19 protein-coding genes and 1 pseudogene are annotated in these 19,948 nt (G+C 61.5%); 5 read left to right on the top strand and 15 right to left on the bottom strand.

All coding sequences use genetic code 11. The annotated features are described in order from the left end of the window. Positions 1–14 precede the first annotated feature (14 nt). Both IHN22_RS06090 and IHN22_RS06085 read right to left on the bottom strand, forming a co-directional pair. Positions 15–1,217, bottom strand: a complete 1,203-nt coding sequence (locus IHN22_RS06090; RefSeq protein ID WP_191434153.1) for an iron-containing alcohol dehydrogenase — start codon at positions 1,215–1,217, stop codon at positions 15–17. Between the two features lie 113 nt (positions 1,218–1,330). Beyond that, positions 1,331–1,636: pseudogene (locus IHN22_RS06085) on the bottom strand (sigma-70 family RNA polymerase sigma factor); the annotation flags it as partial. Between the two features lie 185 nt (positions 1,637–1,821). Here IHN22_RS06085 and IHN22_RS06080 point away from each other — a divergent pair. Then, positions 1,822–3,222, top strand: coding sequence for a PLP-dependent aminotransferase family protein (locus IHN22_RS06080; RefSeq protein ID WP_191434151.1), 1,401 nt, complete (start codon positions 1,822–1,824; stop codon positions 3,220–3,222). Positions 3,223–3,264: 42 nt separating this feature from the next. Here IHN22_RS06080 and IHN22_RS06075 read toward each other — a convergent pair whose 3' ends face one another. After that, on the bottom strand, positions 3,265–3,768 hold the full coding sequence (locus IHN22_RS06075; RefSeq protein WP_191434150.1) for a GreA/GreB family elongation factor: 504 nt from the start codon (positions 3,766–3,768) through the stop codon (positions 3,265–3,267). A 1-nt stretch (position 3,769) separates the two neighbouring features. Further along, positions 3,770–4,180: a DUF3783 domain-containing protein gene (locus tag IHN22_RS06070; protein WP_191434148.1), complete on the bottom strand. Its 411-nt coding sequence runs from the start codon at positions 4,178–4,180 to the stop codon at positions 3,770–3,772. Between the two features lie 93 nt (positions 4,181–4,273). On the opposite strand from IHN22_RS06070, the gene IHN22_RS06065 reads away from it, so the two are divergent. From IHN22_RS06065 to ppk1, 3 genes are read left to right on the top strand one after another with little or no spacing between them, the layout of a single operon-like run. Further along, positions 4,274–4,498, top strand: a complete 225-nt coding sequence (locus tag IHN22_RS06065) for a hypothetical protein (protein WP_087391096.1) — start codon at positions 4,274–4,276, stop codon at positions 4,496–4,498. Between the two features lie 31 nt (positions 4,499–4,529). Further along, the gene (locus IHN22_RS06060) at positions 4,530–5,444 is read left to right on the top strand and encodes a phosphatase (RefSeq protein ID WP_191434146.1); all 915 of its coding nucleotides are present in this window, start codon (positions 4,530–4,532) and stop codon (positions 5,442–5,444) included. Then, a complete protein-coding gene (gene ppk1, locus IHN22_RS06055) occupies positions 5,434–7,578 on the top strand; it encodes a polyphosphate kinase 1 (RefSeq protein WP_300985680.1) in 2,145 nt (714 codons plus the stop codon). The genes IHN22_RS06060 and ppk1 overlap by 11 nt, the downstream gene beginning before the upstream one ends. Positions 7,579–7,639: 61 nt before the next feature. On the opposite strand, the gene IHN22_RS06050 is transcribed toward ppk1, so the two are convergent. Both IHN22_RS06050 and IHN22_RS06045 read right to left on the bottom strand, forming a co-directional pair. Beyond that, positions 7,640–8,344, bottom strand: coding sequence for a DUF6320 domain-containing protein (locus tag IHN22_RS06050; RefSeq protein WP_191434144.1), 705 nt, complete (start codon positions 8,342–8,344; stop codon positions 7,640–7,642). 12 nt (positions 8,345–8,356) lie between these two features. After that, positions 8,357–9,661, bottom strand: coding sequence for a hypothetical protein (locus IHN22_RS06045; RefSeq protein WP_191434142.1), 1,305 nt, complete (start codon positions 9,659–9,661; stop codon positions 8,357–8,359). Positions 9,662–9,827: 166 nt separating this feature from the next. Between IHN22_RS06045 and IHN22_RS06040 the strand changes: the two genes are divergently transcribed. Further along, positions 9,828–10,772 carry an alpha/beta hydrolase gene (locus tag IHN22_RS06040; protein ID WP_087271124.1) on the top strand — a complete coding sequence of 315 codons (945 nt, stop codon included), beginning with the start codon at positions 9,828–9,830 and terminating at the stop codon, positions 10,770–10,772. A gap of 38 nt (positions 10,773–10,810) precedes the next feature. Here IHN22_RS06040 and IHN22_RS06035 read toward each other — a convergent pair whose 3' ends face one another. The 9 genes from IHN22_RS06035 to argC form a co-directional block, all read right to left on the bottom strand. After that, on the bottom strand, positions 10,811–11,659 hold the full coding sequence (locus IHN22_RS06035) for a bifunctional 5,10-methylenetetrahydrofolate dehydrogenase/5,10-methenyltetrahydrofolate cyclohydrolase (protein WP_191434140.1): 849 nt from the start codon (positions 11,657–11,659) through the stop codon (positions 10,811–10,813). Then, complete coding sequence (locus IHN22_RS06030) at positions 11,659–12,276, bottom strand: cyclodeaminase/cyclohydrolase family protein (RefSeq protein WP_087188709.1); 618 nt, start codon at positions 12,274–12,276, stop codon at positions 11,659–11,661. Before IHN22_RS06030 ends, IHN22_RS06035 begins: the two co-directional genes overlap by 1 nt. A gap of 55 nt (positions 12,277–12,331) precedes the next feature. Further along, positions 12,332–14,002, bottom strand: coding sequence for a formate--tetrahydrofolate ligase (locus IHN22_RS06025; RefSeq protein ID WP_191434139.1), 1,671 nt, complete (start codon positions 14,000–14,002; stop codon positions 12,332–12,334). A 200-nt stretch (positions 14,003–14,202) separates the two neighbouring features. Continuing rightward, on the bottom strand, positions 14,203–14,415 hold the full coding sequence (locus IHN22_RS06020; RefSeq protein ID WP_009259878.1) for a cold-shock protein: 213 nt from the start codon (positions 14,413–14,415) through the stop codon (positions 14,203–14,205). A 228-nt stretch (positions 14,416–14,643) separates the two neighbouring features. Next, positions 14,644–15,564, bottom strand: a complete 921-nt coding sequence (gene argF, locus IHN22_RS06015) for an ornithine carbamoyltransferase (RefSeq protein WP_191434137.1) — start codon at positions 15,562–15,564, stop codon at positions 14,644–14,646. Positions 15,565–15,592: 28 nt separating this feature from the next. Further along, positions 15,593–16,771, bottom strand: coding sequence for an aspartate aminotransferase family protein (locus IHN22_RS06010; protein ID WP_087188712.1), 1,179 nt, complete (start codon positions 16,769–16,771; stop codon positions 15,593–15,595). 9 nt (positions 16,772–16,780) lie between these two features. Next, the gene (gene argB, locus IHN22_RS06005) at positions 16,781–17,635 is read right to left on the bottom strand and encodes an acetylglutamate kinase (RefSeq protein ID WP_300985671.1); all 855 of its coding nucleotides are present in this window, start codon (positions 17,633–17,635) and stop codon (positions 16,781–16,783) included. A gap of 26 nt (positions 17,636–17,661) precedes the next feature. Further along, the gene (gene argJ / locus IHN22_RS06000; protein ID WP_191434134.1) at positions 17,662–18,924 is read right to left on the bottom strand and encodes a bifunctional glutamate N-acetyltransferase/amino-acid acetyltransferase ArgJ; all 1,263 of its coding nucleotides are present in this window, start codon (positions 18,922–18,924) and stop codon (positions 17,662–17,664) included. Positions 18,925–19,012: 88 nt separating this feature from the next. Further along, the coding region (argC, locus tag IHN22_RS05995; RefSeq protein WP_191434133.1) for an N-acetyl-gamma-glutamyl-phosphate reductase at positions 19,013–19,948 on the bottom strand (936 nt) is incomplete at its 5' end.

Raw genomic sequence — 19,948 nt, 5'->3', positions numbered from 1 at the left:
TTGACTGCCTGAACTCAGGCCTCTTCCTTGGCGCACACCGCCTCCATCAGCTTGCGGGCGTGCTCCCGGGTGAAGTACCGGGGCACCGGATAGGTGCCGTGGCACTCCTGGAAGGCCATGTCGATAACCTCCTCGATGGCGGAGGCGGGGAACTTTTCAAACCGGGTGGGAATGCCCATCTGCCGGTTGAGCTTGTAGAGCAGCTTTACGAAGCGGGTGGCCTTAATCTGGTCGCTGTCACCCGGCATCCCCAGCTTGAGCATCCGTCCCAGCTCGGCAAAGCGCTTATAACACACAGGCAGGTAATAGCGCATGATATGGGGCAGCAGCACCGCATTGGCCAGACCGTGGGGCACACCGAATTTGCCGCCGATGGTGTGGGCAAAGGCGTGAACGTAGCCCACATAGGTACGGGTAAAGGCCATACCTGCGAAGAAGGAGGCGGTAAGCAGGGCCTCCCGGCCCTCCAGATCGGTCGGGTCCTCCTGGACCTTGGGCAGGTACTGGAAGATAAGCCGGACGGCAATGCGGGCCTGGCGGTCGGTCTCCTCGTCGGCGTAGCCCGCCACATAGGCCTCCAGGGCGTGGGTCAGGGCGTCCAGAGCGGTGTGGGCGGTGGTGTGCTTAGGCAGGCCCACCGTCAGCTCCGGGTCCAGAATGGCGAACATGGGCACCAGCTTGGGGTCCAGCAGCTGCTTTTTGCTGTGGGTGGCGGAGTCCGAGATGATGGCAGCCACGGTGGTCTCGCTGCCGGTACCGGCAGTGGTGGGCACCGCGATAAGGGGCAGGGGCCGGCGGCGCACCTTCAGCATCCCGGCCAGGGCCTCGGCGCTGGTGTGGTTGGCCACGGCGGCAGCCACCGCCTTGGCAGTGTCCATCACCGATCCACCGCCTACTGCCACCACGGCGTCGCAGCCGGAGCTGGCCTTTTTGGCCTCAGCCACAATGGCAAAGGTGGGATCGGGCTGAACCCCGTCATACACAACATGGTCCACGCCCGCGCTCCGGATGCTCTCTTCGATCCCATCCAGCAGGCCGGACTGGCGGAGGAAGGAATCAGTGATCACCAGGGCCTTTTTGGCGCCCAGCATTTTCAGCAGGCGGCCTGCCTCTTTGGCACGGCCCGGCCCAATGTAGGTCACAGGGGTAGGTTTGCTGACGATTTTGATGACCGGTTTACGCACGGCCACGCTCAGCTTTGACATGGTGGTATTCATAAGATCCTCTCCTCCTGACCGCCCGCGGTCCGCGGTTTGTTTTCTTTATTTTACCACCAACCTACTCAAGAATCAAGATTCTGAAACCTGGAGTTTGAATTCAAGTATTTCTATTTCCCCAAAATACCTATCATCGGCACGCCATAGGTGGAAAAACGCACGTCCAGATCGGTGTTGAAATTATCAATGGCTTTAATGAGGCCAATGCACCCTACCTGAAACAGATCGTCGGCGTTCTCACCCCGGCCGGAAAACTTCTGAATCACCGACAGCACCAGCCGCAGGTTGCCTGCGATAAGCTGTTCCCGGGCCTCCATGTCCCCCTGCTTCACCCGCCGGAGCAGTTCCATGGTCTCCTCGTTTTTCAGTACCTTCAGCTTTGCCGTGTTGACGCCGCAGATCTCAACCTTTCCCTGCATGGCCCCTGCCTCCTTCTCTGTGTCTGTGTTCAGTATGTCCCCGACGGTCTCTTTCATACGACAGTCACAGCGGCAATCTTTTTTATCGTGGGACCGCTTTCGATGGACTTCGGTAGTCCTTGTACTCTGACCTTATTTCCGCTATACTGAGCAAAAAGAAGAATCAGGTCAGAAGGAGGTCACCTATGCTTACGCCCATTCTGGACAGCAATTCCCCCATGCCCCTGTATGAGCAGCTCTACCGCCACATCCGCGGGGAAATCGAGGCCGGGCGGTTGGCCGCCGGGGAGCGGCTGCCCTCCAAGCGGGCCCTTGCCGCCCACTTGAAAATCAGCGTGGTAACGGTAGAGGGGGCCTATAACCAGCTCCTGGCGGAAGGTTACCTCCGCTCCCAGCCCAAACGGGGCTTCTTTGTACAGGCGGCGGAGGCCACGCCTGCCAGGACTTCCACCGGCCCTCTGCCTCCAACCGAGGAACCCGCCCGCCCCACCTTCCGCTACAACTTCTCCACCAGCGCGGTGGATACCGCCCTCTTCCCCTTTGCCACCTGGGCCAAGCTGATGCGGGAGGTGCTGTCTCAGCAGGAGGACACCCTGCTCAACACCCCCCATCCCCAGGGGGTACCAGAGCTGCGGGAGGCCATTGCCGCCCACCTCTACCGCTTCCGGGGCATCCGGGCGGACCCTGCTCAGATCGTGGTAGGCGCCGGGTCGGAAGTGCTCACCAGCTTACTGGTCCAGCTGCTGGGCCGGGAGGGACGCTACGGGGTAGAAAACCCCGGCTACACCAAGACTCACCGCATTCTGGGCAGCTGCGGGGCCCAGGTGGAACCCATCCCCCTGGACGACCAGGGCCTGATGGTGGAGGAGCTGGACCGGCACAAGGTACAGGTGGTCCACGTCACCCCCTCCCACCATTTTCCTCTGGGCATCATCATGCCGGTGACCCGGCGTCAAGCCCTGCTGCGCTGGGCCGCCCAGCAGCTGGGGCGCTATATTCTGGAGGACGACTACGACAGCGAGTTCCGCTTCTCCGGCCGGCCCATTCCGGCCCTGCAAAGTCTGGACAACGGGGAGCGGGTCATCTACCTCAATACCTTTGCCAAGAGTCTGGCTCCCTCCCTGCGCATCAGTTATATGGTGCTGCCCCCCCACTTGCTGGAGCGGTGGCGGCGGGAGTTCTGGTTCTACTCCTCCACCGTCCCCTCCTTTGAGCAGTACGCCCTGGCCCGGTTCATGGATCGGGGCCACTTTGAGCGTCACCTGAACCGCACCCGCACCCGGTACAAGGCCCGGCGGGAGGCCCTGCTGGCCGCCGCCCGGGACACCGGTCTGACCCAGGTGGGTTCCTTTGACGGAGGCGACGCCGGCCTCCACCTGCTGCTGTGGATGGACCGGCGGTGGAATGAACAGGAGCTGGCCGCCCGGGCGGCGGAGGTGGGTGTTGGAGTGTCTCCCCTGTCCATCTGCGACCTGACTCCGCCCCCCATAGACCGGCCGCCAGCCCTCATCATGGGCTATACCCGGGTGGCTGCCGAGGACATGGCCCCCGCCCTGTCCCTGCTGAAATCCGCCTGGGGCTTTTAAACAAAAAAGGACGCATTGCCTGTGCAATGCGTCCTTTTTTCCTTAAAATCCGGTGAGCGGAGCGGAACCGTCGTCCTCTCCCTTCTCAATGGCCAATACCTTAGCATCATAGCCGTAGCTGTCATTGACCTGGATGCGGAAGGTCTCTCCCACTTTGCGGCCCAGCAGGGCGCGGCCCATGGGCGACTCCTTGCTGATGAGCCCGTGGAGGGCGTCCTGCCGCATGGTGGTGACGATCTGGTAGGTCTCGGTGTCCCCCTCGTCCTCCAGAAACACGGTCACCTTATCATAGAGTCCTACCCCATCGGTCACCGGCTCGTCCGGCAGCACCTTGGCGGTGCGGATCATATTCTCCAGGTAGCGGATGCGGCCCTCGTTCCGGTTTTTCTCCTGCTTGGCGGCCTTGTACTCAAAGTTCTCGCTGAGGTCACCGAAGGCCCGGGCCTCCTTCACCGCCTCCAGCAGCTGGGGGCGCAGCTGGATACGGCGGTAATCCAGCTCCTCCCGCATCATCTGAATGTCCTTTTTGGTCAGTTCGTTGTGCACGTCAGTTCCCCTCTTCCCCAGATGTCTGCCCGGCGTGGGCTCCCTGGCCCTGGGCAATGGCCTGCCGTTCCTTGACCAGCTCACCGTGGAGGGCCACCGAGTTCCAGGTCCGGTTGGTGGGGGTCAGCACTGCCTTGAGATAGACTGCCGGGATCTTGTTCCGCCGGAAGCCCTGGAGGAACCGGTCCAGCAGGGGTCCGGTGCAGTTGACCAGCACCAGCATCTCGTCCCCAAAGGTCTCTCCGGTCCACGGGGTCTCAGGGGCGGCGCCCTCCGCCAGCTCGCCCAGCGGCAGGCCATACTCCTCCGGCGTCACAAGCCGGGTCCGCAGACCCAGAGGCAGGCACATCCGCCGGATCTTGGCCCCCTTGGGGGTATCCAAATTATAAAGCAGAATGAGAGGCATATTCATACGGTTCTTCCCCTTTCGTTCCTTTCATTGTATCCACATCCGCCTCCGCCGTCAACCCGCATCTCCCGCCGCCATACATTGGAAAGAAGGGAGATGAGGCCCGTGTACACCCCGCCTTCCGGAGAAACCCTGCTTGCTGCCGCCGCGCTGGCCGCCGCCCGGCTGGCTCACAATCGCTCCGCCGAGGAGCTTGCTGTTCTGTCCGCCTTTTTCTGTACCCTGGGGGATGGCCTGGCTCTGGTGGCCGCCCGCCGGACCATGGATGAGGCTTGTAAATCTTCTGTAAATCCCATTGATAATGCTACGGAAATCGCGTAAACTAGACTTCTAAAGAGAGGTGTATCATCACATGAAATGCGGGATCGTGGATGTGGGTTCCAACACTATCCGCCTATCCATCTATCATTGGGAGGGGCAGAAGTTCAAGCTCCTCATGAATAAAAAGGAGATGGCCGGCCTGGCCGGCTACATCAAAAACGGCCTGCTCTCCGACAGCGGCATTCTGGTGGCCTGTCGGGTGCTGGCGGGCTTCAAGGCCCTGCTACGCAATTTTGACATTGCCAACCTCTATGTATTCGGCACTGCCTCCCTGCGCAATATCGTCAATACTGAGGAGGCCCTGGAGACCATTGAGGCGGTGACCGGGATCAAGGTTGAGGTGCTGTCAGGGGCCGATGAGGCCGCCTTCTCCTTCCTGGGGGCCACCGTGGGCGGCGGGGCGCCGGGCTCCGGGATGCTGGCCGACGTGGGCGGCGGCTCCACCGAGCTGGTGGCCTACCAGGACGGGGCCATCACCTCAGGCTGCTCCCTGCCTATGGGCTCCCTGTCCCTCTTCACCAAACACGTCTCCGGCCTTTTCCCCACCAAGGAGGAGCGGAAGGCCATCCGCTCTGACGTGAGGGAGGAGCTGGAAAAGGCCAAAACCGCCGGTCTGCGGTGCAGTCACCTGACCGGCGTGGGCGGCACCTTCCGGGCCGCCGCCAAGCTGTGCAACGACCTGTCCGGCGCCGATCCGGACAACCGGATCATCCCCGCCGGGGAGATCCACGCCCTGTACAAGGGGCTGAAAAAGGGCGATCAGGATACCCTGCGGCAGATCCTGCGCTCGGTGCCCGACCGGGTCCACACCATTCTGCCCGGTTTGGCCATCCTCACCGCCATTCTGGACGCCTATGAGGTATCCACCGTATCGGTCAGCGCCTGCGGCGTCCGGGAGGGCTATCTGCTCCGCCGCGTGATGGAGGGAACAAGCCATGATGCATAAAGAGATCGACACACGCTATACCCAGGAGCGGGAACTGTCCTGGCTGCGTTTCAACGAGCGGGTGCTGGAGGAAGCCAAGGACGAGAGCGTCCCTCTCTTCGAACGGCTGAAATTTGCCGCTATTTTCACCAGCAACCTGGACGAGTTCTTCATGATCCGGGTTGGGTCCATCTACGACATGACCCTGTCCAAGCAGACCCATGTGGACAGCAAGAGCGGCCTCACCCCCACTGAACAGCTTCAGGCTATCTTCAAGGCGGTGCCCGGCCTGTACAAGCAGAAGGACAAGATCGTCTCCCAGCTGGAGAAGCGGCTGCGGACCTGCAACATCTGCAACCTGACCCCCGGGGAGCTGGATGGCAAGGAGCGCAAGCAGGTGGAGCGGTGGTTCCGGGACTATGTGCAGCCCATCCTGTCCCCCATGGTGGTGGACAGCCACCACCCCTTCCCTCACCTGCCCTCCAACAGCCTGACCATCGCCCTCACCCTGCGGCTGGGCAACACCCGCTGCTTTGGCCTGGTACCCATTCCCAAGGCCCTTCCTCCTTACTTCCAGCTGGAGGAACAGGGCCTGCGTTACCTGCTCACCGAGCAGGTGGTCCTTCACTTTGCCGATCAGCTCTTTGAGACCTATCAGGTGGAGGAGAAGTGCGTTATCTCTGTCACCCGCAACGCCGACATCAGCCCCGAGGACGAGGACTACGATGTAGGCGAGGACTTTCGGGCCCATATGCAGAAGGTACTGAAGAAGCGGGCCCGACTGGCTCCCGTACGGCTTGAGATCCAGGGAGATGCCTCCGCTGAACTGCAGCAGTTCCTCTGCCAGCGGCTCAATCTGACCGCCGAGCAGGTGTTCCGGTCCAAAAGCCCCCTCATTATGGGCTATGTCTACTCCCTGGAAGGCAAGCTGCCCGAGGAGAGCGCCGCCGCCCTGTGTTATCCTCCCTATACCCCCCAGTGGCCCGCCGGTCTGGTCAAGGGCGAAAAGCTGATCCCCCAGATTTTACGGCGGGATATGCTGCTCTTCTACCCCTTCCACTCCATGGAGCCCTTCCTCCAGCTGGTACGGGAGGCCGCCAACGATCCGGCGGTGCTGTCCATCAAGATCACCATCTATCGGCTGGCCTCCACCGCCAAGCTGGTGGAATATCTGGCGGCGGCGGCGGAAAACGGCAAGGACGTGACCGTGCTCATGGAGCTGCGGGCCCGGTTCGACGAGCAGAACAACATTGCCTGGGCTCAGCGGCTGGAGGAGGCGGGCTGTACCATCCTCTACGGCTTTGAGCACTACAAGGTCCACTCCAAGATCTGCCTTATCACCCGCCGGGACAAGGGCCGCATCCAGTACATCACCCAGATCGGCACCGGCAACTACAACGAAAAGACGGCCAAGCTTTATACCGACTTCTGCCTTATGACCGCCAGCCCCGCCATCGGCGGTGACGGCGCTGCCTTCTTCCAGAATATGTCCACTTCTAACCTCCACGGCGAGTATCACCAGCTGCTGGTGGCCCCCCACAGTTTGAAAAACCGTATTCTGGCCCTGATGGACCGGGAAATCGAGAAGGCTCGCCAGGGCCAGCCCGCCCGTATTTTCTTCAAGGTCAACTCGGTCACCGACCGGGAGCTCATCGACAAACTGGCCGAGGCCAGTCAGGCCGGTGTACCCGTAACCCTTAATGTACGGGGCATCTGCTGCCTGCGGCCCGGCGTGCCCGGCCTTACCGACCGCATCCGGGTCTTTTCCATCGTGGGCCGCTATCTGGAGCACCCCCGGATCTACGCCTTTGGTGTGGGAGAGGGTACCCGCCTCTACATCGGCTCCGCCGACCTGATGACCCGCAACACCGAGCGCCGGGTGGAGATCGCCTGCCCGGTGGTGGACCCGGACGTACGCCGTCAGATCCGGCAGTATGTGGAGCTGTTCTGCTCCGACAACGTGAAGGCCCGCAACATGGAGCCCGACGGCAGCTACACGCCGGTACCCCGCCAGGAGGGTGCCCCCGCTGTCAACGCCCAGGCGGCGCTGATGGAGCAAGCTGTGCGGGAGGCCCGGGCCGTTGCCAATGCCCCGGCTCCCCAGGAGAAGCGAGGGGGATTTTTCCACCGTCTTTTCCACCGGGAGTCCCTCTGAATAGCCTGATTTTTACGCAAGAAAGGCCGCCCTGCCGGGCGGCCTTTCTTGCTATTTGAATTCAGGTATGGAACCGGCGGCGTACCTCTTCCCGGACAGCGGGAATACGCCGGATAATCACCAGGGGGATCACAGTACACACACATATAGTAAGTACTACCAACGACCAGGAGGGGTCCCACCGGCCAGTAAGCCAGCGGTCGATGAAAAATTCCACACCCAGGAGAAATACCCCCAGGCTGCCGATGAGAATGGCGACAGTACTGATGACCGAGCGGTGGTACACCCGCAGCATCAGGGAGAGCAGCAGCCATACTGCGCCTCCCCACAGGATAATGGGCACCGCCAGCCCCAGATACCAGTCCCGGCCATTCAGGTCCACCGACATCAGGTAGACATACAGGGCCACCGCCGCCACATTGATGACGCTGCGGACCAGCAGAGGCAGTCGTCTGAAGATGAGGGGCAGCACAATCCACAGCCACAGCATGATGGTGGCCCCAATCACATAGAGAGACCAGGCCCGCCCCGGTTTCAGAAACAGGTTGAGCAGACCGCATCCCACCGCCACGCAGGCCAACATAGCGGTAATGGCCGCTGCCACCGCCCCCTTGGGGATGGGCGGCACCTCTCCCCGCTCAGTGGGAAAGGGCTTGGGAGATGTGGTGTCGGGCGGACGACCCGGGTCTATCACCTTTGTCTGGCACAGCGGGCAGAACGTGGCAGTGGCGTCCAGTTCCACTCCACAATGAACACAATAGGACATGGTGCTTCCTCCTTATTGGGTACGGTTGCTCTCCACTTTGACATGGACGCCGTCCCGCACCAAAAAGCGGAAAAATTCCCGCTCCGTATCCGTCTCCCTCTGGGTCCCGGCAAAGGTGATCTCCATGATATCGCCGTAGCTGATGGAGGCACAGTGGACCCGGGGCATGGTGGCCTGGCCCAGGATGACCTCCATCCGGCGGATGTGGGGCCGCATCTCCTCCGGCACCTGGAAGGGGCCGGGATTGGTATAGGTACCGGAATAGGGCCGCACCCCCGCCATCCAGTAGCCAAAGGCAATACCCGGCTTTTTCAGGGCAATGGGCATAATCTGAACAAATTTGTTCCGGGCAAATTTCACGTTGCCCGCCAGCTCCGCCTGCATCTGCTGCCGGTTGATGTTCAGCCGCAGATAGTGATGGACCTGGCTGACAATCTCCTCAAAGGTATGCTCCCCCAGGCTGGGATCGATGCAGGGCCGGACGGTGAGGATAAAGTTCCGCAGGCTCTCCGTGGGAAACCAGGGCCGCAGGTTGATGGGAATGGCCAGGGACACCGGCAGTTCCTTCTTGGGGCCCTCCCGGTGCTGCTTGTCCACCAACACCTTCAGCAGCACCGCCGTCAGATATTCCGTGATGGATGCCCCGTGCTCCTTGGCCTTCTCCTTCAGCTGCCGCACCGAGCAGAAGCCCATGGTCACGTTGAGGGTATAGAAGGGCTCCGGCGTACCGGCATTGGCATAGGCCTTTTTCAGCGTGGTAAAGCTTCTGGCCTTTACGGTAGCGTACCGGGCGTAGGCGTCCTCCAATTCCTCCGGCCTGGGGGGCTGATCCACATCCAGCACCCCGCAGGTATTGGGAATCTGGTAGCCCAGCTCCCGGAGATAGACCGCCAGCAGCGTACGCAGCAGGGTCATGGCGCCCCCGCCGTCGCTGATGGCGTGGAACACCTCCAGGGAGATCCGCCGCTCATAGTAGAAAAAACGCACCAGCCAGCCATCCCCCTGGTCAAAGCGCACGGGCTGGCAGGGATTGGAGATATCCTTCTGCACAAAGGGGCCGGGGGCGTCGTTGAACTCAGAATAATACCAGAAGATCCCCGGCTTGATACGCACCCGAAAGCCGGGGAAGCGGGGCATGGTCTTGTCCACCGCCCGCTGGAGGGCCTCCGGGTCCACCGGCTGGTCCATCACGGCAGAAAAGCGATAAACAGCGGAATACCGTTCCTTTTGGATGGCGGAGTAGACCACCGCCGCATTGTCCAGCCGGTACCACTCTTTGTGCTTCTTTTCTCCGCGTTCAGACTGAGCTGCCGCCATGGCTCACCCCCCTTTCCTGAAAAAAGGATACCACATTCCTCTGTCGCTCACAAGGGAAAGTGAATCTCTCCACAAAAAAGAGGCCCCGCCCGCCTCTTTTCTTTCATTCTCCCCTGTGGTATAATTCAGTTTACCGAATTACCATGAAATAAGGAGAGACGGCATTATGAGCCACCACAGCAAGCGTCAGGAGCTGGCCGGACAGCGGGCAGAAAAGCAGCGTCTGGCCCCTTTCATGCGCGCACTGAAGGCGATCCACAGCGCCGCCACCCCCGAGGTCATGAACGTGGAAGATCTGGCCCGCCAGCGGAAAAGCCAGGAGCTGCTGGGCCGACTGGTGGCTCCTATGGGCGGTATGAGCTGGGAACCCTTTTCCCTGGGCGAGATGAACTGTGCCTGGATCAGGCCTCACCGGAGCTATGACCGCAGGAAGGCCATTCTCTATTGCCACGGCGGCGGCTATACCAGCGGCACCCTGGGCTACTCCCGCATTCTGGGGTCCAAGCTGTCCCTGGTCACAGGATTGCAAGTGATGAGCTTTGAGTACCGCCTGGCCCCTGAACACCCCTACCCCGCCGCTGTGGAGGACGCACTCCAGGCCTGGGACCACCTGATGTATCTGGGCTACGGCGCCCGGGACATCATTGTGGCGGGCGATTCTGCAGGGGGCAACCTGGCACTGGTGCTTACCCACAAGCTGAAAGAGGCGGGCCGTTTGCTTCCCCGGGCACTGCTCCTCTTCTCTCCCTGGACCGATATGACGGCCAGCGGCAAGTCCTATCAGGAGCGGGCTGACATCGACCCCGTGCTCACCCTCAACTATATCTACGCCACCCGGGACGCCTATGCCCGGGGAGAGGACTTGACCGACCCCTGTCTGTCCCCTCTGTTTGCCGATCTTACCGGATTTCCCCCTACCCTGATCCAGGCTGGCACCAACGAACTGCTGCTTTCCGACTCGGTGCGCCTGCGCAACCGGATGCTCAAGGCCTCCGTGCCCTGCAAGCTGGAAGTGTGGGACAAGATGTGGCACGTCTTTCAGACCTTCCCTATGAAGAAGGCCAACGAGGCCATGGAACACGCCGCCAGTTTCTTAATGGGCGGACTATAATGAAAAACAGGCGCTGCCGCTGGCAGCGCCTGTTTCTGTTATCTGGCTTGTTCCGCAGCCTGGAGCACATGGGCCGCCAGCACCGAGGTGGTCACGGCCCCCACTCCGCCGGGCACCGGCGTCACTGCGCCTACGATCTCGTCGGCGGCAGCAAAATCCACATCACCCACCAGATTGCCGTTCTCATCCACATTGATGCCCACGTCCAGCACCAACTGGCCGGGGGCCAGATGATCCCGGCCTATCATATTGGCCCGTCCGGCGGCGGCGATGAGCACCTCCGCCCGACGGCACTCGACGGCCAGATCGGCGGTACGGGTATGGCAGAGGGTGACGGTGGCGTTTTTCCCCAGCAGCAGCATAGACAGAGGCTTGCCCACCACCAGGCTCCGGCCCACCACCACCGCCCGCTTACCGGTGAGGTCACAGCCATAGTAGTTTAAAATCTCCATGCAGGCCTGAGCGGTACAGGGTGGATAGCCCGCACCGCCGCCGGTGAACACCGACGCCAGCGAACCGGCGGTAATACCGTCCACGTCCTTGGCCGGGTCCAGGGCAGCACAGATGGCCGCCTCATCGATCTGCGGCGGCAAGGGACGGAACAGCAGGCAGCCGTGGATCTCCCGGTCCGCGTTGATCTGCTCAATGAGCGCCATCAGGTCCCCGTGGCTGGATTCCTCTGGCAAGGTAAACTGCCTGACACGGATGCCCACTTTTTCGCACCGCTTCAGGGCTCCTCGCTCGTAGGACAGGTCCTCAGGGCGCTCCCCTACCCGCACGATGGCCAGGGTGGGAACGATGCCCTGGACCTTCAGCTGGTTGGCCTTGACGATCAGCCGCTCTGTCAGAGCCTGGGCCACAGGGGCCCCCTTCCAATGTTCCGCCATCAGGCAAACCTCCCCAGAACTGCTTCATAAACGCGCTCTGCGATCTTCCAATACCGCTCCACCAGACTGTCCACTTCTTCATTCATAGCCTGAGCATAGGCCCGGTCAGCCATACTCTTGGTGTTGACCTTCACGTTGAGGGCAGCGCCGTACAGGGCACTCCAGCAGAAAACCACCCCGGTGCCTACATCGGAGAGCATCATCACGCTCCCCTTCTCCAGCATCTCACTGTGAAGGTCAATGGCCTCACAGCTCAGGCGCAGGATCTCCATGGGTGTGGCAGCGGCATTCCGGAGGCATTCTTCCATCACCTGCTCCCGGTCGGGGGCATCCTTGGGAATGGCGTAGGCTTTGGACAGGGGCTCGAAGGCCGCAGCGTCAGCGTCCACCAGAGCCAGCAGGCGAGCCCGCAGGTCCTCTGCTTTGGCCATCAGGGCCTTCACGTCCTCCTCCACCTCGGCATACTTCTTCTTGCCTACGGTGTAGTTGCCCACCATGGTACACAGGGCCGCTCCCAGAGCGCCTACCAGGGCGGAGGCGCCGCCGCCGCCAGGAACAGGCGCTTTGGAGGCAAGGGCGTCCAGAAAATCGCCGCAGGTCTGGTTGGCGGTATTCATCGCAATCAACTCCTCATTACAGCGGGCGGGTGTTACCACCCGCCCGCGTTTTCTTTTAGAACAAGCCGGAGATCTTGCCGTTCTCATCCACGTCCACCTTCTCGGCGGCGGGGACCTTGGGCAGACCAGGCATGGTCATGATGTCGCCGGTGAGGGCCACCAGGAAGCCGGCGCCGGCAGACACCTTGATGTTGCGCACCATAACGGTAAAGCCTTCGGGAGCACCCAGCAGATTCTGGTCGTCAGAGAAGGAATACTGGGTCTTGGCCATGCAGATGGGCAGGCCTCCAAAGCCCAGAGCGGTAAGCTCCGCTGCCTGCTTCTTGGCGGCGGGGGTGAGCACCACACCGTCGCCGTGGTACACCTTCTTCACGATATCGGCCAGCTTGGCCTCAATGGGCTGATCCAGCTCATAGGCGAAGGAGAAGTGGTTGGGCTCTTCGCACAGGCGGATGACCTCCTGGGCCAGAGCGATGCCGCCCTCGCCGCCCTTGGCCCACACCTCACTGAGGGCCACGTTGACGCCCAGGGCCTTGCACTTGTCCTCCACCAGCTTCAGCTCAGCCTCGGTATCGGTGGGGAACCGGTTGATGGCCACCACGCAGGGCAGACCGTACACGGTGGTAATGTTCTCCACATGGCGCAGCAGGTTGGGCAGGCCCTTCTCCAGCGCCTCCAGGTTTTCGTTGTTCAGATCGGCCTTGGCCACGCCGCCGTGATGCTTCAGGGCCCGGACAGTGGCCACCACCACCACAGCGGAGGGCTTCAGCCCGGCCAGACGGCACTTGATGTCCAGGAACTTCTCCGCACCCAGGTCGGCGCCGAAGCCGGCCTCGGTGATGGCGTAATCTCCCATCTTGAGGGCCACCCGGGTGGCCATGACGGAGTTGCAGCCGTGGGCGATGTTGGCAAAGGGACCGCCGTGGATGAAGGCGGGAGTCCCCTCCAGAGTCTGGACCAGGTTGGGCTTGATGGCGTCCTTCAGCAGGGCGGCCATAGCGCCCTCGGCCTTCAGGTCGTGGGCAGTGATGGGAGCGCCGGCGCGGGAATAGCCCACCACCATGCGGCCCAGCCGGGCCTTCAGGTCGCCCAGCCCGGTGGCCAGACAGAGCACTGCCATGATCTCGGAGGCCACGGTGATATCGAAGCCGTCCTCACGGGGCACACCCTGCATCCGGCCGCCCAGGCCGCACACGATGTTGCGCAGCTGGCGGTCGTTCATATCCACGCAGCGCTTCCAGGTGATGCGCTTGACGTCGATGTCCAGCTCATTGCCCTGCTGGATGTGGTTGTCCAGCATAGCGGCCAGCAGGTTGTTGGCCGCGCCGATGGCGTGGAAATCGCCGGTAAAGTGGAGGTTGATATCCTCCATGGGCACCACCTGGGCGTAGCCGCCGCCGGCAGCGCCGCCCTTGACGCCGAACACAGGACCCAGGGAGGGCTCCCGCAGGGCCACCACGGTGTTTTTGCCCAGCCGGCGCATCCCGTCGGCCAGACCCACGGTGGTGGTGGTTTTGCCCTCGCCCGCGGGGGTAGGGTTGATAGCGGTGACCAGCACCAGCTTGCCGTCGGGCCTGCCTTCCCGATCAGCCAGCAGCTTCAGGTCGATCTTGGCCTTGTACTTGCCGTAGTACTCCAGGTACTCCTCGTCCACCCCGGCCAGGGCGGCGATGTCCCGGATGTGCTTCATTTCACAGGCCTGAGCGATCTCGATATCCGTTTTCATGGACCTTCACTCCTTCATCCTTCCGCTTAGCAACGAAAACGCGCCGGCTCAGCCATCCTTGGCAAACCGGCGTTTCAGTTCATTTCCGCTGTTTCATCTTATAAAATGTACCATTCTTTCCCCGGCTTGTCAACGGAAATGAACAAAAGCAGACCGACAGGTTTTGTCGGTCTGCTCTGTGTGGCTTTATATCCTTACGATCAAGCGGCCACCACGTTGACAGCGCGCAGCTTGTCAGCGTTCTTGGGATCGGGCTCCACGTCGTAGGTCACCTTCTGACCCTCCTGAAGGGTCTTGAAGCCGTCGCACACGATGGCGGAGAAGTGCACGAACACGTCGTCGCCGCCCTCGTCATTGGAGATGAAGCCGAAGCCCTTGGTCTCGTTGAACCACTTGACAGTACCGTGATACATAATAATGGTACCTCCTGCAAAAAATTTCGCGCTAAATGACAAGAAAACTCACATTTTCGGACATCGTCTGAAGAAGCGACGATGACTACAAAAATGTGAGTTCAGGCCGTACATTTAGACTACCAGAATACTATAACACCGAACCGTTCCTCCGTCAAGGAAAACATACTGGTGCGTAAGAAAAGGCAGACCGGTCCCGTACCATCGGGGCCGGTCTGTTCAGACACTTCAGTTGTCGCCCTTCATCAGCAGGTACATGACCGCCTTCTGGGCGTGGAGACGGTTCTCCGCCTCGTCAAAGATCTCACCGGCGTGGGCCTCAAAGACCTCAGCGGTGATCTCCTCGCCCCGGTGGGCAGGCAGGCAGTGCTGCACCATGCAGCCGGGGTTGGCCACTGCCATCAGCTCGTCATTGATCTGGTAGATGCCCTCAAAGACAGCCCGGCGCTTCTGGGCCTCGCCCTCCTGGCCCATGGATGCCCACACGTCGGTGAACAGGGCGTCGGCTCCGGCAGCCGCCTCCTTGGGGTTCCGGCACAGGGTGAACTTGCCGCCGCAGTTCTGGGCAAATTCCAGCACCTGGGGATCGGGATCATAGCCCTCGGGGCAGGCCACGGACACCTCCATGCCTACCTTCAGGCCGCCCACAATGAGGGAGTTGGCCATGTTGTTGCCGTCGCCGATGTAGCACAGCTTCAGGCCTTCCAGCCGGGACTTGTGCTCACGGATGGTCATCAGGTCGGCCAGTACCTGACAGGGGTGGGCGAAGTCGGTGAGGCCGTTGATCACGGGGATAGAGGAATACTTGGCCAGAGTCTCCACCTCGGCCTGGCCGAAGGTGCGGATCATGATGCCGTCGCAGTAGCGGCTGAGCACCCGGGCGGTGTCCTCGATGGGCTCGCCCCGGCCAATCTGGCTCTCCTTGCCGGAGAGGAAGAGGGCGTGGCCGCCCAGCTGGAACATACCGGTCTCAAAGGACACACGGGTACGGGTGGAGTTCTTCTCAAAGATCATGGCCAGGGTCTTGCCCTCCAGATAGTGGTGGGTCAGGCCATGCTTCTGGTTGTATTTCATCTGGTCGGCAGTATCCAGAATCTTCACGATATCGGCCTTGGTCAGGTCCAGCAGCTTGAGCAGGTCTTTTTTCATTGTATTCACCTCATTGTTTTGGTTTCTCTTACAGCAGGGTCTCCTTCATAATGGCAAGGCCCTTATCGATCTCCGCCATGGAGATGGTCAGCGGGGGCAGCAGACGCAGTGCGGAGCCGGCGGTGAGCACCAGCAGGCCGTTCCGGATCAGCCGGGCGGCCAGCACCTTGTTGCTCTCCTCCCCCTTCACCTCCACGCCAATCATCATGCCCAGGCCACGGGTCTCTCCCAGGCTGGACAGGCCCATATGCTCGATGCGGGTGCGGATATAGTGGCCCTTCTCCTTCACCTGGGCCAGAGCGTCCTCGTCCAGGGTGTCCAGCACCACCTGAGCTGCGGCGGCGCAGATGGGGTTGCCGCCGAAGGTGGAGGCGTGGGTACCGGGGCCCAGCACATCCCGGCAGCGCTCGTTGGCCAGGAAACCGCCCATGGGCAGGCCGCCGGCGATGCCCTTTGCGAAGGACACCGCATCAGGGATGATGCCGTACTGCTGGAAGGCAAACAGGGTGCCGGTGCGGCCCACGCCGGTCTGCACCTCATCCACCAGCAGCAGCCAGTCCCGCTCGGCACACAGCACCGCCAGGTCGTGAACATACTCCGGGTCCATGGGAAGCACGCCGCCTTCGCCCTGCACCAGTTCCAGCATAACGGCGCACACGTCGTGGCCTGCCACCTCCTGGAGGGAATCCATATCACCCGCCAGGGCATACCGGAAGCCGTCGTTGAAGGGGAAGAAATACTGGTGGAATACATCCTGGCCGGTGGCGGTCAGGGTGGTAATGGTACGGCCGTGGAAGGAGTTCTTCAGGGTGATGATGGTGCCCCGTCCCTTGCCGTACTTGTCAAAAGAATATTTCCGGGCCAGCTTGATCATGCCCTCGTTGGCCTCGGCGCCCGAGTTGCCGAAGAAGGCGGCCGCCATGCCGGAGCGCTCACACAGCTGCTGGGCCAGCTTGGCGTAGGGCTGGGAGTAAAACAGGTTGGAGATATGACCCAGCTTCATGGCCTGGTTGGTGATGGCCTCCACCCACTTGGGATTGGCGTAACCAATGGAGTTGACGCCGATACCGGAGGAGAAGTCGATGTACTCCTTCCCCGCCAGGTCGTACAGGGTAGCCCCCTGGCCGTGGTCAATATCCACGTCAAATCGGCCGTAGGTCTGCATCATATACTGGTGGTCCAGTTCCACCAATTCTTTATGGTCCATCATATCACCTCACATCAGCATAGTGCCGATGCCCTCATCGGACAGCAGCTCAATGAGGATGGAGTGGGGGATGCGGCCATCCAAAATGATGGCGTTCTCCACGCCGGAGCGCACCGCCTCCACGCAGCACTCCACCTTGGGGATCATTCCGCCTTTAATGACGCCGTCCTGCACCAGGCCGGGCACTTGGGACAGCCGCACCACCGGCAGCAGCGTATTCTCGTTCTTCGGGTCCATCATCAGGCCCCGCACATCGGTGAGCAGGATCAGCTTCTCCGCCTTCAGGGCGGTGGCCAGCTTAGCGGCGGCGGTGTCGGCGTTGATGTTATAGGAGTTCTCGCCGTCAATGCCCTGAGCCACGGTGGACACCACCGGGATATAGCCGTCCTTCAGGGCGTCCACCGCCATCTGGGGCTCCACGGCGGTGATCTCACCCACTAGGCCGTATTTCTCGTCCAGCTTTTTGGCCTGGAACATCCCGGCGTCCATGCCGCACAGGCCCACAGCCTTGCCGCCCATCCGGTTCAGGGTGGCAACCAGGTTCTTGTTCACCTTGCCGCACAGCACCTGCTGGACCACTTCCATTGTCTCCTCATCGGTGTAGCGCAGGCCGTCCACAAACTTGGACTCTTTGCCGATCTTGTTCAGCATCTCGGTGATCTCCGGACCGCCGCCGTGGACTACCACCACCCGTATGCCCACCAGGTGGAGCAGGATGATGTCGGAAATGACGGCCTGGCGCAGCTCGTCGGAAATCATGGCGTTGCCGCCGTATTTCACCACCACGGTCTTGCCGTAGTATTTCTGAATGTAGGGCAGGGCCTCGGCCAGTACCTTGGCCCGGTCCACCTCGCTGAATGACATGGGAATCGCCTCCATATTGCCTTTGATCAGGTGCGATAGTCGCCGTTGATCTTAACGTAGTCGTAGGTCAGATCACAGCCCCAGCAGGTGGCCTCATGCTCGCCTTCGTGGAGGTCCACATGGATGACCACCTCATCCTGGGACAGGATGCTCTTGGCGTTCTCCTCGTCGAAGTCCACCCCGGCGCCCTTCTCACACACCAGGATCTCCCCCACGGCAGAGGAGAACTTCACGTCCACAAACTCGGGGCGGAAGGGGGCCTTGGAGTAGCCCATGGCGCACAGTACACGGCCCCAGTTGGCGTCGGAGCCAAACATGGCGGCCTTCACCAGGGAGGAGCCCACCACCGCCTTGGCCAGACGCTCAGCGCTCTCCTCGCTGCGGGCATTGGCCACGGTGCAGGTGATCAGCTTGCTGGCGCCCTCGCCGTCGGCGGCGATGTTGCGGGCCAGCTGCTCAAACACATAGTAGAGGGTCTTGTAAAAGACGGTATAGTTGTCGTCCTTCCACTCCACCAGCTCGTTGCCCGCCATGCCGTTGGCCAGCACCACGCACATATCGTTGGTGGAGGTGTCCCCGTCCACCGTCACCCGGTTGAAAGTACGGGGGACGATTTCGTGAAGGGCGTCGGTGAGCATCTCATGGGTGATGGCGCAGTCGGTGGTAACAAAGCACAGCATGGTGCCCATGTTGGGGTGGATCATGCCGGAGCCCTTGGCAATGGCACCGATGGTCACGGTCTTGCCGCCCACGGAGCAGGTGACATACAGCTCCTTCTTCACGGTATCGGTGGTCATAATGGCGTTGGCCGCGGCGTCGGAGCCGTCCTTGGACAGGGCAGCGGCGGCAGCGGGCATTCCCTTGGCAATGGCATCGATGTTCAACTCCTGACCGATGACGCCGGTGGAAGCCACCACAAAGTCGGAGGCCTTCAGGCCGGTGGCCTGGGCGGCCAGCTGGCACATGGTTTCGGCGTGCTCGTGGCTGTTGGGAGCGCAGGCGTTGGCGTTGCCCGAGTTTGCCACGATGGCCTGGGCCTCGCCGTTCTCCAGGTGGTCCATGGTGACATAGAGGGGAGCGGCCTTCACCCGGTTCATGGTGTACACAGCAGCTGCCACACAGGGCTGCTCAGACACGATGAGGGCCAGGTCCTTCTTGCCCTCCAGCACCTCAGGCATCTTGCTCATGGGGGGCTGATTGCCGTCCCCCTTGCCCTTCTTCACGCCGCAGTGGACACCGGACGCGGTAAAACCCTTGGGGGCGGTCACGCCGCCGGGGATCTGTTTCATATCGTTCACTCCTCAAATTGGAATCGCGGGCCGATGTGGGCATCGGCCCCTACAGGAGGGCGAGGGCTTGCCCCCGCCGTTGCGTTTCTCACAGCGCCAGGCCGGCTGTCATATCGAAGCCCAACATCAGGTTCATGTTCTGCACTGCCGCGCCTGAAGCGCCCTTGCCCAGGTTGTCGAACCGTGCTGTAACGATGGACTGTCCCTCGTGGCCGCTGACGGTGAGCTCCAGCTTGTCGGTGCCCGCCAGGGTATTGGCCGCCAGATAGGCCGGCTCCTCAGAATAGGGGGCCACCGTCACCAGGGGCTGGCCGGCATAGTAGGCCATCAGGATCAGGCTCAGCTCCTTGGCGGTGGGCTGGCCCACCAGGTAGCGGTTGTGGAGGAAGATGGTAGTGGCCATGCCCTTGTAGTAATCGTCCACTACAGGGGTAAACACCGGCGGGGTATCCAGGCCGGAGATCTTCTGCATTTCGGGCAGATGCTTGTGCCGAAGGGTGGTTCCATACACTCTTGGACTGTAAAGTCCTTCCCCTTTCTCCCCCTCCTCATACTGGGCGATCATCTTCTTGCCGCCGCCGGAGTATCCGGTGAGGGAAAAGCAGGTCATAGGGTAGTCCTTGGGCAGGATACGCATGGAGACCAGTGGAGCTGCCGAAGCCAGGAAGCCGGTGGCATGGCAACCCGGATTGGCCACGAATCGGGCATTTCCGATGATTTCCCGGGGATTTTTGTACAATTCCGGGAATCCATATACCCAGCCGGGAGCTGTGCGGTGAGCGGTGGATGCATCGATAACCCGGGTGCGGGAGTTCTCAATGAGACCCACCGATTCCACCGCCGCAGCATCAGGCAGGCAGAGGAAAACCAGGTCTGCCGCATTGATCAGGCGCTTTCTTTCTGTCAAGTCTTTCCGCTTGTCAGTGTCGATCACCAGCAGTTCGATGTCATCCCGGTCTGCCAGCCGCTGATGGATCTGGAGACCGGTGGTACCCTCCTGGCCGTCGATAAATACCTTGGGCTT

This window comes from Flavonifractor sp. An112 (genome assembly GCF_904377885.1).
In the GTDB taxonomy this organism is placed as follows: domain Bacteria; phylum Bacillota; class Clostridia; order Oscillospirales; family Oscillospiraceae; genus Flavonifractor; species Flavonifractor avicola.
This window is presented reverse-complemented; position numbering and strand designations above follow the sequence as displayed.

Excerpts from the sequence above, each read along its gene's own strand:
- IHN22_RS06010 (WP_087188712.1), bottom strand. The coding sequence starts at position 16,771 with ATGGACCATAAAGAATTGGTGGAACTGGACCACCAGTATATGATGCAG.
- IHN22_RS06020 (WP_009259878.1), bottom strand. The coding sequence starts at position 14,415 with ATGTATCACGGTACTGTCAAGTGGTTCAACGAGACCAAGGGCTTCGGC.
- IHN22_RS06090 (WP_191434153.1), bottom strand. The coding sequence starts at position 1,217 with ATGAATACCACCATGTCAAAGCTGAGCGTGGCCGTGCGTAAACCGGTC.
- ppk1 (WP_300985680.1), top strand. The coding sequence starts at position 5,434 with ATGATGCATAAAGAGATCGACACACGCTATACCCAGGAGCGGGAACTG.
- IHN22_RS06045 (WP_191434142.1), bottom strand. The coding sequence starts at position 9,661 with ATGGCGGCAGCTCAGTCTGAACGCGGAGAAAAGAAGCACAAAGAGTGG.
- IHN22_RS06065 (WP_087391096.1), top strand. The coding sequence starts at position 4,274 with ATGAGGCCCGTGTACACCCCGCCTTCCGGAGAAACCCTGCTTGCTGCC.
- IHN22_RS06060 (WP_191434146.1), top strand. The coding sequence starts at position 4,530 with ATGAAATGCGGGATCGTGGATGTGGGTTCCAACACTATCCGCCTATCC.
- IHN22_RS06035 (WP_191434140.1), bottom strand. The coding sequence starts at position 11,659 with ATGGCGGAACATTGGAAGGGGGCCCCTGTGGCCCAGGCTCTGACAGAG.
- IHN22_RS06030 (WP_087188709.1), bottom strand. The coding sequence starts at position 12,276 with ATGAATACCGCCAACCAGACCTGCGGCGATTTTCTGGACGCCCTTGCC.
- IHN22_RS06070 (WP_191434148.1), bottom strand. The coding sequence starts at position 4,180 with ATGAATATGCCTCTCATTCTGCTTTATAATTTGGATACCCCCAAGGGG.
- argF (WP_191434137.1), bottom strand. The coding sequence starts at position 15,564 with ATGAAAAAAGACCTGCTCAAGCTGCTGGACCTGACCAAGGCCGATATC.
- IHN22_RS06080 (WP_191434151.1), top strand. The coding sequence starts at position 1,822 with ATGCTTACGCCCATTCTGGACAGCAATTCCCCCATGCCCCTGTATGAG.
- argJ (WP_191434134.1), bottom strand. The coding sequence starts at position 18,924 with ATGAAACAGATCCCCGGCGGCGTGACCGCCCCCAAGGGTTTTACCGCG.
- IHN22_RS06050 (WP_191434144.1), bottom strand. The coding sequence starts at position 8,344 with ATGTCCTATTGTGTTCATTGTGGAGTGGAACTGGACGCCACTGCCACG.
- argB (WP_300985671.1), bottom strand. The coding sequence starts at position 17,635 with ATGTCATTCAGCGAGGTGGACCGGGCCAAGGTACTGGCCGAGGCCCTG.
- IHN22_RS06040 (WP_087271124.1), top strand. The coding sequence starts at position 9,828 with ATGAGCCACCACAGCAAGCGTCAGGAGCTGGCCGGACAGCGGGCAGAA.
- IHN22_RS06025 (WP_191434139.1), bottom strand. The coding sequence starts at position 14,002 with ATGAAAACGGATATCGAGATCGCTCAGGCCTGTGAAATGAAGCACATC.